The organism is Lactobacillus sp. 23-2 (genome assembly GCF_044902225.1).
Taxonomy (GTDB): Bacteria; Bacillota; Bacilli; order Lactobacillales; family Lactobacillaceae; genus Lactobacillus; species Lactobacillus absianus.
The window spans coordinates 23708-38873 of sequence record NZ_JAOQBX010000016.1 but is presented as its reverse complement, the minus strand read 5'-3'; the positions used below and the strand labels follow the sequence as shown (position 1 = coordinate 38873).

Annotated in this window: 13 protein-coding genes; 6 read left to right on the top strand and 7 right to left on the bottom strand. The window is 51.3% G+C overall.

The features are described 5' to 3' along the window. Positions 1–129 precede the first annotated feature (129 nt). Positions 130–594, bottom strand: a complete 465-nt coding sequence (locus OCH80_RS06960) for a zinc ribbon domain-containing protein (RefSeq protein WP_404539288.1) — start codon at positions 592–594, stop codon at positions 130–132. 471 nt (positions 595–1065) lie between these two features. Here OCH80_RS06960 and OCH80_RS06955 point away from each other — a divergent pair, with 471 nt between their 5' ends. The 4 genes from OCH80_RS06955 to OCH80_RS06940 all read left to right on the top strand — a co-directional run bounded on the left by OCH80_RS06955 (position 1066) and on the right by OCH80_RS06940 (position 5098). After that, positions 1066–2067, top strand: a complete 1002-nt coding sequence (locus tag OCH80_RS06955; protein ID WP_302188118.1) for an ABC transporter substrate-binding protein — start codon at positions 1066–1068, stop codon at positions 2065–2067. Between the two features lie 183 nt (positions 2068–2250). Further along, entirely contained in the window at positions 2251–3261 is a 1011-nt protein-coding gene (locus OCH80_RS06950) for an ABC transporter substrate-binding protein (RefSeq protein ID WP_302188117.1), read from the top strand. A gap of 88 nt (positions 3262–3349) precedes the next feature. Then, positions 3350–4303 (top strand): ABC transporter permease, encoded by a 954-nt coding sequence (locus OCH80_RS06945; RefSeq protein WP_154548230.1) that lies wholly within the window; start codon positions 3350–3352, stop codon positions 4301–4303. Next, the gene (locus OCH80_RS06940) at positions 4304–5098 is read left to right on the top strand and encodes an ABC transporter ATP-binding protein (protein ID WP_154548232.1); all 795 of its coding nucleotides are present in this window, start codon (positions 4304–4306) and stop codon (positions 5096–5098) included. 89 nt (positions 5099–5187) lie between these two features. Here OCH80_RS06940 and OCH80_RS06935 read toward each other — a convergent pair whose 3' ends face one another. Further along, complete coding sequence (locus tag OCH80_RS06935; protein WP_404539283.1) at positions 5188–6933, bottom strand: Rib/alpha-like domain-containing protein; 1746 nt, start codon at positions 6931–6933, stop codon at positions 5188–5190. A 188-nt stretch (positions 6934–7121) separates the two neighbouring features. Here OCH80_RS06935 and OCH80_RS06930 point away from each other — a divergent pair, with 188 nt between their 5' ends. After that, positions 7122–8120 (top strand): NADP-dependent oxidoreductase, encoded by a 999-nt coding sequence (locus OCH80_RS06930; protein WP_154548235.1) that lies wholly within the window; start codon positions 7122–7124, stop codon positions 8118–8120. Between the two features lie 91 nt (positions 8121–8211). On the opposite strand, the gene OCH80_RS06925 is transcribed toward OCH80_RS06930, so the two are convergent. The 5 genes from OCH80_RS06925 to OCH80_RS06905 form a co-directional block, all read right to left on the bottom strand. Beyond that, a complete protein-coding gene (locus OCH80_RS06925) occupies positions 8212–9360 on the bottom strand; it encodes a serine hydrolase domain-containing protein (protein ID WP_404539280.1) in 1149 nt (382 codons plus the stop codon). Positions 9361–9558: 198 nt separating this feature from the next. Then, positions 9559–10653 (bottom strand): serine hydrolase domain-containing protein, encoded by a 1095-nt coding sequence (locus tag OCH80_RS06920; RefSeq protein ID WP_404539278.1) that lies wholly within the window; start codon positions 10651–10653, stop codon positions 9559–9561. Between the two features lie 423 nt (positions 10654–11076). Next, entirely contained in the window at positions 11077–12708 is a 1632-nt protein-coding gene (locus tag OCH80_RS06915) for a peptide ABC transporter substrate-binding protein (protein WP_404539275.1), read from the bottom strand. 366 nt (positions 12709–13074) lie between these two features. Next, a complete protein-coding gene (locus tag OCH80_RS06910) occupies positions 13075–13401 on the bottom strand; it encodes a hypothetical protein (protein WP_206989336.1) in 327 nt (108 codons plus the stop codon). Between the two features lie 225 nt (positions 13402–13626). Next, entirely contained in the window at positions 13627–14073 is a 447-nt protein-coding gene (locus OCH80_RS06905; protein ID WP_404539272.1) for a hypothetical protein, read from the bottom strand. 360 nt (positions 14074–14433) lie between these two features. On the opposite strand from OCH80_RS06905, the gene OCH80_RS06900 reads away from it, so the two are divergent. Beyond that, positions 14434–15012 (top strand): hypothetical protein, encoded by a 579-nt coding sequence (locus OCH80_RS06900; protein ID WP_404539269.1) that lies wholly within the window; start codon positions 14434–14436, stop codon positions 15010–15012. Positions 15013–15166: the final 154 nt, after the last annotated feature.

Here is a 15166-nt window from a genome sequence, read left to right as displayed (position 1 = left end):
CAAGACTTTAGCAGCTTCATGGGGCTTGTAGACTTTAGACATAAAAAATAGACTCATCCTTTCTATTAGGATGAGTCTATTATACCACCATCTAAATACGTTAGCACATTTTAACTACGTATTTTGAGACTAGTAGTTAGCACCTGCCGGCAGGCGATCCAGTTCCTGCTGGTTCAGCTGCTGCAAGAATGTAACCAGCTTTGAGCCATATTCCAAGCGATCTACCATGAGCCAATCCTTCAGAATCTCATAGCGGTTTGACCAAAAAACCCAGCCGTTGCCAAAGATCAGCACAAACAAGATCAGCAGCCCATACCATGGTCCGGCTGGATACTTCTCGAATGGGTGCACGATGGCATTTATCAGCCAAGTAATGAATGACGGCTTTTCTGACGTACTAGTTGCTTGCCCAGTTTGTGCTTGCACCGCCTCTTGTCTGAAGCTGTAGCCACAATGGGTGCAAAACTTAGCCGTCTTGGCTGCTTCAGCATGGCAGCGCGGACACAGCTTATTTGTAGTCTGCTTAGCGCCACATTTTGGACAAAAACTTGCGTTATCGGCAATCTGCTGGTGACAATTCGGACATTCTTTCATTTTTTCTCCCCCCTAAACCAATAAAAGCAGACTCGAACCCAAAAGAATAAAGATATATATGTACAAGCATAGCTGCGGAACGATTAAGCCGAATAGCCTCAAAGCAAATAGCTTAACGTTATTGCCGCTTTCGTCATTCGATGCAAAAGTTGCGCTATTTCAAACTATTTTTCAGTATACTACCATCAGCCGACGGTCAGCAATAAAGCTCATCTATCGCAATTGACAATTAATAAATAAATTTTTTCACGGTATATAATTTTATGTATCATTAACTAAAAAATCAGTTATTTCACGTCAAAAGCTCTCTTTCTAATGATAATTTAATTTCCATTGCAAAGTTAAAATTAGTTCTTTAAAATGCAAGCATGACTTTTGGATGAAAGAAAAATTAAGTCAGAGATTCTTTCAGCAATTGTCACTGTCAAAGAAGTGTGAACTTCAGTTCACGTATTTAGGAGGAAACATATCATGAGAAAGATTCAGCGTATCGCGCTCGTGGCCGCGACGGCTTTGATGGCCTTCGCTTCAGCGGGCTGCGTCAATTCAGGTTCAAGCAGCAAGCCGGCCTCTTCAAGCACCACTAAGAAGCACTACACGATCGGCATCTGCCAATACGTCCAGCACCAAGCCTTGGACGCGGCAACCAAGAGCTTTAAAGCCGAAGTCAAGAAGGAGCTTGGCGCCAAGAACGTTACTTTTGACGACCAAAACGCCCAAGGCGATTCTTCAACCACTTCGACCATCTGCACCAACTTTGCTTCCGAAAAGGTCGACCTGATCATGGCCAACGCTACCCCGGCCCTGCAAGCCGCGGCATCCGCGACCAAGTCCATCCCGATCTTAGGGACGTCCGTAACCAGCTTCCCCGTTGCCTTGAACCTCAAGCACTTTAACGGGACGGTCGGCGGCAACATCTCCGGGACTTCCGACTTAGCGCCCCTGGACAAGCAGGAAAAAATCATCAAGGACTTTGTTCCTAAAGCCAAGCGGCTCGGGATTCTCCGCTCCTCATCAGAACCCAACTCCAAATACCAAGCTGAAGAAATCGAAAAGTATGCCAAGAAAGATGGCTACAAGGTTACCCAATATACCTTCTCTGACACAAACGACGTCAACTCCGTTACCCGGCAGGCGGTCAGCGCTTCTGACGTGATCTACATTCCAACCGACAACCTCGCCTCATCCTGCTCCAAGACCATCAACAACGTTGCCCTCAAGGCCAAGGTGCCAATCATCGCCGGCGAAGAGATGCTGATGGGCCGCTGCGGGGTCGGCACCCTGTCCATCGACTTCAACAAGCTGGGCAAGATCACCGGCCAGATGGCCGTGCAGGTCCTGACTGGCAAGAAGAAGATCTCCCAAATGCCAATCCAATACGATCCAGAACCAGTTAAGGAATACAACCCAACCATTTGTAAGAAGCTCGGGATCAAGCCGCCTGCTGGCTACAAGCCATACACGGAAAAGTAACCAAGCAAAAGTTTTAATTTTAATTTAAGTTTTTGCTTGAAAAAGCAGGAGCCATTATATACAATATGGTTATCATTTGTTGATGAGAGTTTTATTAAAGTTTAGTTTGTTGCAGTCGCGTCGCGGCTGAATTGAAGAGTTAAGAATATGGCATCTTAGAAATTTTAGATGGAGGGAAATATCATGAGAAAGCTGCAAAGACTCGCCGTCGTTGCTTTGACGGCAGTCATGGCCTTAGGGTCAGCGGGCTGCGTCAACTCCGGCTCGTCATCATCGTCAAGCAAATCAACCAGTTCATCGACCAGCAATAAGCACTACAAGATCGGGATCTGTCAGCTCGTCCAGCACGAAGCTTTGGACGCGGCTACTAAGGGCTTCAAGGCTGAAGTCAAGAAGGAGTTGGGCGCCAAGAACGTTACTTTCGACGAGCAAAACGCTCAAGGGGACTCCTCTACCGCTTCAACCATCTGCACCAACTTCGCTTCCGAAAAGGTTGACCTGATCCTGGCCAACGCTACGGCCAGCCTGCAGGCGGCTACGGCAGCCACCAAGTCCATTCCGATCTTGGGGACGGCCGTAACCAACTACCAAGTTGCCTTGAACCTGAAGAAGTTCGATGGCACCGTTGGCGGCAACGTTTCCGGGACTTCCGACTTGGCACCATTGGACAAGCAGGAAAAGATGATCAAGGACTTCGTGCCAAAGGCCAAGAAGGTCGGAATCCTCTACTGCTCAGCTGAGCCAAACTCCAAATACCAGGCCAAGGAAGTTGCCAAGTACGCCAAGAAGGACGGCTACAAGGTTACCGAATACACTTTCTCAGACACCAACGACGTCAACTCCGTTACTCGGCAAGCAGCCAGCGGCAGCGACGTGATCTACATCCCAACCGACAACACCGCTGCCTCCTGCGCGAAGACCATCAACAACGTAGCGCTGAAGGCCAAGGTGCCAATCATCGCCGGTGAAGAAGGGATCATGAGCAAGTGCGGCGTAGCTACCCTGTCCATCGACTACTACGGCCTGGGCAAGCAGACTGGCAAGATGGCCGCTGAAATCCTTTCAGGCAAGAAGAAGGTCGCCAAGATGCCAGTTGAGTACTACACTCACCCAGTCAAGGAATACAACCCTACGATCTGCAAGGAACTCGGCATCAAGGTTCCAGCTGGCTACAAGGCCTACAAGGGCTCATAATTTTAGATTTTGATATTGTTGAAAAGGGATGCCAGGTACATCCCTTTTTCCATAATCTGCATTCAATCGCTTAGAGGGAGTTTTATTTATGGGCGCATACTTTGCATCACTTAATTTCTTAGACTTCTTGGGCCGATTGCCGGCCGCGGCCGCGCAAGGGCTCTTCTGGGGCATTATGGCCCTCGGGGTCTACATTACTTTTAGAATTTTGGATATCGCCGACCTGACGGTCGACGGGACCTTCGCGACTGGCGGGGCCATCTCCGCCGTTTTGATCCTCAAGGGCTGGACCCCTTGGGCAACTGTCGGAGCCGCTTTGGTTCTAGGCCTTTTGGCCGGGGCAGTTACGGGCCTTTTGCACACCAAGCTGGGGATTCCTGCCATCCTGGCTGGGATCTTGACCCAATACGCCCTCTACTCAATCAATTTGGCCATCATGAGCTTCAAGGCCAACACGGCCATCAGCTCCACCACCAGAAACATGGTAATGTCCGGTTTGGACGTCAACGGCTCGCTTCTGGTCTGCGGCGTGATCGTCATCGTCTTGATCGCCTTGATGTACTGGTTCTTCGGGACGGAAATCGGTGAAGCCATCCGGGCAACCGGGACCAACCAGGAAATGAGCAAGGCACAAGGGATCAACATCGACCGGATGAAGGTTCTGGGCCTGGCCCTCTCCAACGGCTTGGTTGCCGTGGCTGGCTCCCTGTCCTCACAATACTCCGGCTTTGCGGACGTCAACGCCGGCCGTGGCTCCATCGTTATCGGCCTGGCCGCCGTCATCATCGGTGAAGTGGTCGGCAACGCGATCCTGGGCAAGAAGCTGAACTTTGCTGGCCACCTGGCCTTCGTCGTAGTCGGCGCCATCCTTTACTACGTCGTCTACACCCTGATCCTGTGGCTCAAGATGAACCCAAACCTGATGAAGCTGTTCACCGCGATCATCGTTGCCCTGTTCCTGGCCGTGCCTTACCTCAGAAGCCGTGCCAAGAGTTCCTTTGCCAAGGCTGGCAAGAATTCCAAGAAGATGGAGGCCAAATAAATGCTGCAGCTGAAGAACATTACCAAGACTTTTAACCAAGGCACCATTAATGAAAAGCATGCCTTGAACGGAATCGACCTGACCTTGGAAGACGGGGACTTCGTGACCGTCATCGGGGGCAACGGGGCCGGCAAGTCCACCCTGCTGAACGCCATTGCTGGCGTCTGGCCAGTTGACACGGGCTCAATCGTGATCGACGGCCAAGACGTGACTGGCCTGCCTGACTTTAAGCGGGCTCCCTTGATCGGCAGAGTCTTCCAGGACCCAATGACCGGGACCGCGCCAACCATGCAGATTGAAGAAAACCTGGCCATCGCCGCCCGCCGCGGCAAGCATCGGGGCTTGGCCTGGGGCGTCAACAATAAGGAGCGGGAAGAATACAAGGAGCGCTTGAAGATCTTGGATCTGGGTCTTGAAGACCGCTTGACGGCCAAAGTCGGCCTGCTTTCAGGGGGGCAAAGACAAGCCTTGACCCTGCTGATGGCCACCTTGGTCAAACCAAAGATCCTGCTGCTTGACGAACACACCGCGGCCTTGGACCCTAAGACCGCCTCAAAGGTCTTGCGGGCAACGGACAAGATCGTCAACGAAGGCCACCTGACCACCTTGATGATTACCCACAACATGAAAGACGCCATCGTCCACGGCAACCGCCTGATCATGATGAACGCCGGCAAGGTCGTGCTGGACATCAAGGGTGAAGAAAAGAAGAAGCTGACCGTTGAAAAGCTGCTTCACCAATTTGAAGTCGTCTCCGGTGAAGAATTCGCCAGCGACAAGGCCCTGCTCAGCTAACTAGTGCTAACTTAACAAAAGAAGACAGAAAACCCCTCCGCCAACTGGCGGAGGGGTTTTGTTTGCTTTATTTCCCAGGAAATCTGGCTTTACTTCTTGTCCCGGGCGGAGAAAGTGATCAATGCGTTGTCGTAGCCATCGCTTGCCTTGGCAAAGCTGATCGTCGCCGCTGAGCCCGTGCCCGCGCTCAAGGTCCCTGAACCATCATCAAGCTTGGTCCGCCCAACGCCCACGAGCTTGTCATCCTTCAAGAAGATGGCCGTCGCGCTTGGCGCGTACAGGGTGCTGGTGCCCTTGTTGGCAACTGACAGGTTGACGCCAGTGTCGGTCAGGCTGATTGAGTTGCTCTTGTCCTGGTCCAGCAGGTCAACGATCTTTGAATTGTACTTGGATGGCTTGGCCGTCAAAGTATAGTCCATCTTGGCCACGGACTTGCTGTCATAGAAGCCGGCATAAAGGATTGCCGTTTCGCCTGGCCCGACTGGATTGGCAGCATCGCTACTGGTTGACAGTGAATTGCCCTTCTTATCCTTCAAGGCAAAGACGGCACTCAGGGCAACGCTGATATCAGCGTTGTTGGTCACATAGATGGCCTCAATTGGGTGACCGCTCGCGTCTTTTCCTTGATATGAGTCAATGTGCATCTCCTTGGTCAAACTGGAGACCGTGATCGTCACCTTGCCGCCCAAGTCCCAGGACTTGTCCGGGTAAGTAGCCTTGATTTGCGCGGTAGTCTTGCCTTCCTTGCTGAAGTCAACGGCATTGGCAAAGGAGAACTTGGTCCCCTTTGGCAAATCAGCCACGTTCTTGACCAAGGACTTGGCATCAATGCTTTCGCCCGCGTAGGTCTCAGCCTTTGCTGACTTCAAGGCAGGCTCATAGATTTCCGCGTCCGTCTTCTTAACGGTTTTGGCGGCTTTAACGACGACCACGACAGACTTGGTCCGCTCGCTGGACTTATCCGCATAAGTAACCTTGACCGCGGTTTGGTAAGTGCCGGCAGTCGTAAAGTCAACGGCCTTGGTAAAGGCGTACTTGGTGCCCTTTGGCAACTGGCTGGCATTGGCAACCAAAGACTTGGCGCTGACCTTCTTGCCGGCAGTCGTCGTCACGCCAGCCGCCTTTGGCGCGTACTGGCTGGCCAGAGTAGTCTTGGCCGCGGCTTTTTGGCTGCTCTTAGCCTTGCTCTTTTGGCCAGCACTCTTTGTAACGATGATCTTGATGGAATTGGTCGTATAGGTCGACTTGTCCAGGTAGGTAATCTTGACAGCCGTCTTGTAAGTCCCGGCCTTCTTGCAGTTCACCTTCTTGGTGAAGGCATACTTGGTGCCGTATGGCATCCCGTCAGCATTGACCACCACGCTCTTGGCCGTCACCTTGCTGCCCACTGGCGCGGTCACGCCCACGGCTACCGGCGCGTAGAGCTTGGCCAGCTTCGGCCGCTTCTGGACCTTGACTGTAATCGTCTTGGTCTTTTCACTGGACTTGTCCGGGTAGGTTACCTTGACGGCCGTCTTGTAGGTCCCGGCTTTCTTGTAGTTCACTTTCTTGGTAAACGCGAACTTGCTTCCGGCCGGCAGAGCAGCCGCGTTGGTCACGACTGACTGAGCCGTGACTGCAGTGCCGACGTAGACGCTTTGCCCTTGAACGGCTGGAGCGTAGGTCTGGGCATTGGTCTTCTGCTTGCGCTTCTTAGTGGTCTTCTTGCTCTTCTTGCTCGTTTTCGTGCTCTTCTTGGCCGCGAAGACTGCTGGCTGAGCTGCAGAAGCAGCGGTCCCGGCCAAAGTCAGGGCCGCGGCGGCAAGCGTCAGTTTATTGATAATGTCTTTCTTCATAAAAACCTTGCTTTCTCAATGAAATCTTTGTTATTTTTACCATCTATTGTACTAGCTGAAAGCGCTTATGCACAAATCGCGAAAATCGCCCTTTCTTGATTGACAGATGCTTTGCTGACTAATAATCTAATGGTATAGGAAGAAATTAAGAAAAGCTGGAATAACTCGTAAAAGAAAGTGTGTATTCTATGAAAGCAGCCGTTTTAAACCAATACGGCACTGCCGCTCCCGTGAGCGTGCAAGAAGTTGCCGTGCCTGAACTGGCAGATACGGAAGTCTTGGTCAAGGTCAAGGCGGCCGGAGTCAACCCGGTGGACAACCTGATCAAGAACGGGAACATCTGGCCAGTTGCCCCCTACTCATTGCCCCTGATTATGGGCAATGAGCTGGCCGGGGAAGTTGAAGCCGTCGGTTCCAGCGTGACCGACTACCTGCCTGGCGACCGGGTCATGACCCGGCTGCCGCTGGAAAAGATCGGGGCCTTTGCCCAATACGTGGCCGTTGATGCCCGCTGGCTGTGCAAGACGCCAAACTACCTGTCCGACGTTGAAGCCGCCGCTGTCCCATTGACCGCTTTGACGGCAATGGAAGCCTTCACCCTCTTAGAGCTCAAGCAGGGGCAAAGCCTCTTCATCTCCGGCGGCTCAGGTGGCTTTGGCGCGATGGCCATCCCTTTGGCCAAGGCTTTTGGCTACCCGGTCTACACGTCAGGCTCAGCTGAAAACCGCGACCGGGTCATGGCCTTGGGGGCAGACTTGTACTTTGACTACAAGACTGAAGACTACAGCGAATTCCTCCACGACGTGGACGGGGTGATCTCTTCCGTCGGCGTCAAGGAATTGCCTAAGGAATTCAGCATCTTGAAACCGGGCGGCCACCTGGTAGCCCTGCAGGGGATGCCAAACCGGCGCTTTGCCAAGCGCAACCAGCTGACGGCCGTCCAGACCGCCCTCTTCTCCATGACGGGGCTCAAATACGACCGGATGGCCGCCAAGCATGGCGTGACCTACGACTTCATGTTCTGCGGGGCTGCCGACAAGGACCTGAAGCTGGCCGTCCAGATTCTGGAAGAAAAAGGCATCAAGCCAAACATTGCCGAAGTGCTCCCGCTTGACGAAGTCAATGAAGCGCTGGAAATGGAAGCTGGCCACGGCAAGAAAGGCCGCATCGTCTTGACCATGGACTAAAAAGTAAAACGTCAAACAATAGACATCAAAAAGCGTGATCATTCCCGATCACGCTTTTCTTGTTGCTTATTTTGTTATTCTGTTTCGCTGCCTAATACAAGGAGAAGGTCCGCGCCTTGATCCGCTTCAGGATCTGAAAAGCAATCCGCTTCAGCTTCCGCTCGCTCTGCTGGCGCTGGTTGATCAGCATGATGATCCCGTTCTTATTGTCAGCCGTCAGCTGCATATAGGCCCCGTAATGCTCCTTGTCCAAGGTTCCGTAGGCCAGGTGGATGGTCTCATGCTTCTTGAGGTAGACACCGCCAGAATACAAGGTCTTCTTGGCCTTCAAGTGGGTCATTTTGCTGAATTCCTCTTCAGTCAGCAGCTGGCCGTTTTCCAAGCCCAGCTGGATCTTGTAGAAGTCAGCTGGGGTAGAAACCAGGTTGCCGGCCCCAGGCAGCTGCGTCGACACCGGTACGGCATAGCTGATGGCTCTTTGATAGTAGTTTGGATCCACATAGCGGTAGGACACCGCCAGGTGCAATTTCTTCGGCAGATCCTGGCGAATATAGGTATGGGTCAATTTCAAGGGCTTGGCCACCCGGTCATAGAAGTTTTGGGAATATGACTTGCCCGTCTCCTTCTCGATGATGCCGGCCAGCAAGATAAAATTGACGTCGCTGTAAATATAGCTTCCTGCCGGCAGCTGATCGGTCGTATCGATTTTGCTGATCGTCCAGGCTACCGCCCCCAGGTCCGTGTATTCCTGATGCCTCGCGTATTCAACGGTTGGCACGGCATAGCCAGAAGTGTGGGTCAGCAAATTGCCGACCGTCACCTGATCAGCATGCTTCAGGTTGGGATACCACCTGGCAATCTTCGTATCCTGACTAAAGGCTTGGTTCGTATGAGCCTTTTCCCGCATGACCTGCATGACCATGGCCCCCGTGATTTCTTTTTGCATAGACCCGATGGGGTAAACGACCTGCTTGGAGCTGTTGGGGATCCTCTTTTTTAAGTCAGCCATCCCGCTGGTCACGGTCGTGAGCTTGCCATTCCTGACGATGCCGATTGCCCCTGCTAAGTGGTTCTTGTCCATGACAGACTTGGCATAGGCTGCCAGGCTGTCCGGCCGCTTCCCTGCCAGGCTGTCCGGCCGCTTCCCCTGCTGGCCAGTAGTTACGATTGGTTCCACCGGCTTGACCGTCTGCTGTCTGCCGTAATAGACAATCCCGCAGACAATTGCGATTCCTGCCAACCAAGCCAGCTTCTTTGACCTGCTTTTCTGGCTAGAAACCCGATTTTCTTTTCTATCCCGCAATGATTCGACTTTCCTTTCACATAAGTGTCTCCATTGTAGACCATTTTGCGCTTGATCAAGCCGCCTTAGCAAAATTTTAATATTTTCGTTAAAAAATCGGTTTTCTTCGCTTTTCATACCCGTCGTTATTTAATGCTACTTGCTGGCAAAAGTCCCAGCCTTGATTCGGCTTAAGATCTGGTAGCCAACGTCCTTGACCTGGTTTTCGCTGGCATTTCTTTGGTTGAGGAACATAACTATCCCGTAACGGTTGTCAGTCGTCAATTGATAGTAGGTCGCGTAATGCTCATAGGCAATGCTGCCATATGCCAGCTTGACTTTGCCGCTCTTCTTCAAGCGAATCCCACCGCAATAAGTCGTTGCTTTTGATGGCATATGGGTCATTTCTGAGAACTGCTTCTTGGACAAAAGCTTGCCATTGTACAAACCCCGCTGAATCTGCAAGTACTCATACGGAGTCGAAATCAAGTCCCCAGCCCCTGGCATCCGGGAAGCCACGCTCTTTGGCAAAAGGGCCGGAGCTTGGTAGTTTCTTCCCAAGTACAGGTATGACTTGGCCAGGTGCAGGGAAGATGGCAGATTTTCCCGCAGGCAGGTATGGGTCAGGCGCAGCTTCTTCACGATCCGCTTTCGCAGATTGTAGGCATAAGACTTGCCGGTCTGCTTCTGAATGATCCCGGCCAGGAGCATGTAGTTGGTGTCGTTGTAGTGGTAGCTGCCCACTGGATACTGCCGGGTGGAATTGATCTGGTTAATGGTCCAGTCGATGGCGCCTTTTTCCGTGTAGACTTTTTTCTGGCTGTCTTCCAGGTTGTAGACGTAGTAGCCAGACGTGTGGGTCAGCAGGTCGCTGACCGTGATCTGCCTGGCATTTTTCAGCCGCGGATACCACTTGGAAATCTTGGTGTTGGCGGTAAAATGCTTCTTCCCCCGCGACTCACGCATGACTTGCATCAGCATGGCGGCCGTGACTGCCTTTTGCAGGGATGCGGTCGGATAGACAGCCTGGCCGCTGTTCTTGATCTGGCGACCATAATTGGCATAGCCTACGCCAATGGTCTTGGAGCGGCCGTTTTCAACGACCGTGACTGTCCCGCGCATGTGATTCTTGTACAATAGCTCGGTCACGTACCTGCTCATCGAGGAGGCGTGCACCGGCGCGCCCTTGGCCCCCACAGTCAAAAAAAGGGCCAGAGCCGCCAGACTTCCCAATAATTTCTTTTTGATCATTTTCCCCCCTATTTCGTTTCGCTGTTCTTTATTCGTTATTGCTTTCCCTGCTCTTCTGCTTCTTTTTTCACAATAGCAGAACGCACTTGCCACTTCAATCAACACTGGCGTTATTTAATTAAGCTGAAAACATAACCGCTGTTATTCTTTGACTCAAGGGCAAAGAAAAAACGCCAGACCAGCTGGCGTCTAAGAATGTAAGAATAAAAAAATGATTGCTTAGTTAACATGGTAATTTACTAAAGGGCAGCTATGTCTGCCAAGATGAAATAAAATGAAGTTTATAGTTGATAAAGAGGATTGATTTTTTCAGATGTTGTTTCGACAATTTAGATAAATGAAGTATTAAATGAAAGGTATTGATTTAATGGTAATGACTAAAATTGCTTGTGTTTTTTTGATGACTTATTTTCTTTAAAATGCCTAGTTGGCAATATAGGCGTTCTTGAAGCTGTAGCAAACGCCCGCGGTGTTGTAGATGATCCCCTTGACTTTCGGGTTGACCATCCAGGCTTCGCCGTGCTGGTCAAGCGGGGTCACTCCCTGGTCAGTGATCAGGGTGATTTCCGCCTTGGCCAGATCCTGCATCCGCTTGGTGTTAGAAGAAGTCGTCTTGGAATCGGCGATCAGCTTGTCGTAAGTCTTGCTGGACCACTTGCCATAGTTGTAAGAATTGCCTGTGGTCTCGCAGTCCAGGAAGGTAATTGGATCGGCGTAGTCGGCGATCCAGCCTGACAAGGTGCATTCAAAATTGCCAGCCAGAACCCGGTTCAGCTTGGTCTTAGTCGGGATGCTCTGCACCTTGACTGAGATCTTGCCGCCGAGGTTGGTTTCCAGCTGGCTCTGCACGAATTCCGCCAGCTTCTTGGAAGTGTCGTCGTCGGTAGAAAGCAGCGTAAAGCTGAGCTTCTTTAAGCCCACTTCCTTAAGGCCCTTAGCGAAGTACTCGTTGGCCATTTTGTTGTCATAGGACGTGTATTTCTTGGTGGTGGCATTGGCGGCAAGCTTGGTGAAGTCTTGTCCGTTGACCGTGGTCAAGCCGCTTGAGGTGAAGGTCGTCGCGGCCTTGTAGCTGGCTCCCAGGGAACTGGTCAGGTCAGCCCGGTTGATGGCCATTGAGATCCCCCGGCGCAAGTTGGCGGACCGGAACTTCTGGTACTTCTTCAGATTGAACTGCAGGTACTCGGTTTCAGCCAGCTTTCTGACCGTATAGGCCTTGTTGTGCTTCAGCTGCTTGGCCGCCTGGGTATCCAGGTAGGCCCCGTCCAGCTTCCCGTCTTGATAGAGGTTGTAGGCGGTTGAAGCTGACTTCTGCACGCTGTAGTTGATCTGGTTCAGCTTGACGTCCTTCTTATCCCAGTAGTGCGGGTTCTTGACCAACTTCCAGGATAAGCTGGATCCGGTCCAGCCCTTCATGACGAACGGTCCATTGTAGACCATGTACTTGGAGCTGGTTCCGTACTTGGCCCCGTATTTCTTGACCGCGGTCTCATTTTGCGGGAAGAAAAGCGGAAAGGCCATCAGCAGCTTAAAGTATGGAATCCGCCGCTCTAAAGTGACGACCAGCTTGTACTTGCCCACTGCCTTAATGCCCAAGCTGCTGGCTGCCTTCTTGCCGGCAACGATCGCATCGGCATTCTTGATCCCGCTGAACAGGTAGGAGTATTCCGAGCCAGTGCTTGGACTGACGGTTCTGCGCCAGGAGAAGACAAAGTCCTTGGCGGTCACGGGATCGCCGTTGGACCATTTGGCATTCTTGCGCAAAGTGAAGGTCCAGGTCTTGCCGTCTTTGGAGTTTTCCGTCTTGGTAGCCAGGGCATTGACGACCTTGGCATTCTTGCCTAAGGTATAGATCCCTTCCATCACATTGTTGACCTGGTTGAAAGACGTGTTGTCCAAAATCTTGGATCCGTCGATTGTTGATAGTTCGCTTTCTTCCATCCAGTTCAGCTTCTGGTCCGCGGAAGTCTTCGCGGAGCTGGACCCGCAGCCGGCCAAAGCGGCTGCTGACAAGAGGACGGCTGCCCCGCCCAAGAAAGATTTGCCCTTATTCATTTGTAGTACCTCTATAAGAAATAGAGGCTTGGTTTAATTTGGCGATCCACCACGATAAACCAAGCCCAATATGTGAACATTTGCCAAATAGCTTGCATAGTTCCTATGGGCGTTATGCCTTTCGTGGCTAAAATTCATTGCTTGTTTCATCATGATGGCTCCTTTCTGCTTTGGCGGTTTTTAATCTGTCATTTAATTTTTTAAGATGCTTTTAATCTTAGACCCCTTTGGGCAGATTTGCAAGCCTTTTTTTAAAAAAAGCCAACTTTTTCTTTTCAGCTCTCATTCAGCAAGATTCTAGCTATTGGCATGCAAAAGGCGCATCCCCCGCGGGGATGCGCCTCTTCTATCGCTTCCTGTCTGTTTTTAAGCCAGCCGCGTCTTGGCCAGCAGGTCACGGATGATGCTGCTGATCATCAAGACGATGAAGAAGCCGGCCTCACTGTGCCCTGCTTGCAGGACGACAAAGGAAATCAAGACGCCAGCGATCATGACCAGCCAGCCTTCCCAAGTGTACTGGTAGTTAGTTGGCTTCAGGTCAGGATACTTGAGCAAGACCCGCCAAATAATCAAGCCAGCCGTTGCCAGGCAAATTGCCAGAGCCAAGCGGCGCTGCGGCAAAAAGCCCAGCAAAATCAATGGCAGCCACCATAAATTGTTAACGAGACTATATTTCAAATTTCTAAGTTCCATCAAAACATCACTCCTTCTGACGAAGGATGGTCTCTGACCTTCAATCGCCTCTATTGTAGCACCTTTTCAGAAAAAAGTGATAAGTTGCACAAAATATGACATCAGTAATTTATTTCGGCAAACCCATTGCCATGTTGTCCGCATTGTAACCCTTTACTTAATTTGTGATTAATTTTCACAAAGCCTGACAAAAATGCCCCGTACCAGCGTACGGGGCATTTTCCCTTAGATCCGCTTCAAGTAGAGGTTCTCCTCTGCCGCCAGGTCTTCCAGCAGCTCCAATTGTTCCTCATCTGGATTATAGATGTTCAATTGGCAGAAAGAATCCAAGCTGAAAAGCATATCCTTGGTATTCTCAAAAATAATGTTCAAAGAAGTCTGTTCCTTCTCCAAAATGGACTTAATCGTCTGGTCAATCAAGTCCGCGCCTTCCTTGCACAAGCTCAGGCACTTGTCCTGGCTCCCCTCGTGCAGGAAGACCCGATTGCCATAGCGGCGCATGAAAGTCCGCGCGATTCTGGCAATCTTCTCTGAAAACGTCTCTAGACGATTCTCAAAGTTGGTCACTTCAAGATCGTCGTAGCGCTCATCCAGGCATTGGAGCGGCAAGTAGTCAATGCTGTAACCATCACCGTGCTCTTGCAGCTGGTTGATCTTGCTTAGATAATCCATTAGGCACCCCCTTAACAAAGTGTCGTCTGCTCACTAGAAACAAAAAGGCACGGAAAAGCCCGTGCCCATACCGCAAACGGGAATCTGCCCGCTGCCGTCAAGCGAATTCAGATATGTCTATTTTATCATAATTGCTTGATTCTAGCAAAAATGGCATAAAAGTTGAGGAATCTATTTTCAACTGCATGCTCAAAGTTTAGCGCGAATGTCGCGGAAATGCTAACAGCAATTCCAGACCAGCCAGACAAAGGCCAGCAAGCATGCTACAATATTAGCAAACTGTAAAAGCCGCTCCTGGCCTGCTTTGAGCTGGGGCAACTTGTCAGAAAAATTTTTTGGAAACTTTTTTGGGGGTAAACAATGAACGAGCTGACGCTTTCTTGCGGCCGCTTGTGGCTGGAGAACGACAACGGGCCATTAGCCTGCCAGGTGACCGACGTAACGGATGAAATCGACTCCGACCTCAAGTCTTACAACAAGGACTACGGCCTTGCCAAGTCTTGCCTTTTAGTTCCGGAGCTGCCAGACCAGTTCAAGTGGGAGCGGCTGGCCTTGGCCAGCGACTTTCCGGTAAGCGCGGCCAATCTGGTGACCAGTCTGGGCGACCGCAACTACCTGGGCGGCATCTGGCGGGTAGACGACCTGCTGGTCGCGGCCGCCGTCTACCGGCAGGAATTGTCTGACTACGCGGCATTGGACCCGAGCTGTCTCCCCTACTATCAAGCTGTAGACAATGGCGTGAAAGACCAGCTCCTCTTCCAGGTGTCAGTCAAAGCAGCTAAGGATACGGCGCCAAGCGACCTGTCACTTGATTTTTCTTTCGATGAGCTGCGCCGCTACTACAAGTGGCTCAAATTCAAGGAACAGCAGCAATACGACCAGGTCAAGGCCCTCGCTGAACAACAGGCCGAAGCTGCCAAGCAGGCTGCTGAGGAATAGGCTAATTCTCGAACTGCATGTCATTTGCAAGCGCTTTGGTCGTTATTTAATCCTATACGTGGCTTCGATGCTAGAATAAAAGTGTCGCCAGAGGCGACTTAACGACAGCAAAGCTTCCTTTCAACTTTGATTGCCTTTCCAGAAATATTCTGAT

Bases quoted from the DNA above. Each gene is read 5' to 3' on its own strand.
- OCH80_RS06920 (WP_404539278.1), bottom strand. From the start codon at position 10,653: ATGATCAAAAAGAAATTATTGGGAAGTCTGGCGGCTCTGGCCCTTTTT.
- OCH80_RS06955 (WP_302188118.1), top strand. From the start codon at position 1,066: ATGAGAAAGATTCAGCGTATCGCGCTCGTGGCCGCGACGGCTTTGATG.
- OCH80_RS06960 (WP_404539288.1), bottom strand. From the start codon at position 594: ATGAAAGAATGTCCGAATTGTCACCAGCAGATTGCCGATAACGCAAGT.
- OCH80_RS06900 (WP_404539269.1), top strand. From the start codon at position 14,434: ATGAACGAGCTGACGCTTTCTTGCGGCCGCTTGTGGCTGGAGAACGAC.
- OCH80_RS06935 (WP_404539283.1), bottom strand. From the start codon at position 6,933: ATGAAGAAAGACATTATCAATAAACTGACGCTTGCCGCCGCGGCCCTG.
- OCH80_RS06930 (WP_154548235.1), top strand. From the start codon at position 7,122: ATGAAAGCAGCCGTTTTAAACCAATACGGCACTGCCGCTCCCGTGAGC.
- OCH80_RS06905 (WP_404539272.1), bottom strand. From the start codon at position 14,073: ATGGATTATCTAAGCAAGATCAACCAGCTGCAAGAGCACGGTGATGGT.
- OCH80_RS06915 (WP_404539275.1), bottom strand. From the start codon at position 12,708: ATGAATAAGGGCAAATCTTTCTTGGGCGGGGCAGCCGTCCTCTTGTCA.
- OCH80_RS06950 (WP_302188117.1), top strand. From the start codon at position 2,251: ATGAGAAAGCTGCAAAGACTCGCCGTCGTTGCTTTGACGGCAGTCATG.
- OCH80_RS06910 (WP_206989336.1), bottom strand. From the start codon at position 13,401: ATGGAACTTAGAAATTTGAAATATAGTCTCGTTAACAATTTATGGTGG.
- OCH80_RS06945 (WP_154548230.1), top strand. From the start codon at position 3,350: ATGGGCGCATACTTTGCATCACTTAATTTCTTAGACTTCTTGGGCCGA.
- OCH80_RS06940 (WP_154548232.1), top strand. From the start codon at position 4,304: ATGCTGCAGCTGAAGAACATTACCAAGACTTTTAACCAAGGCACCATT.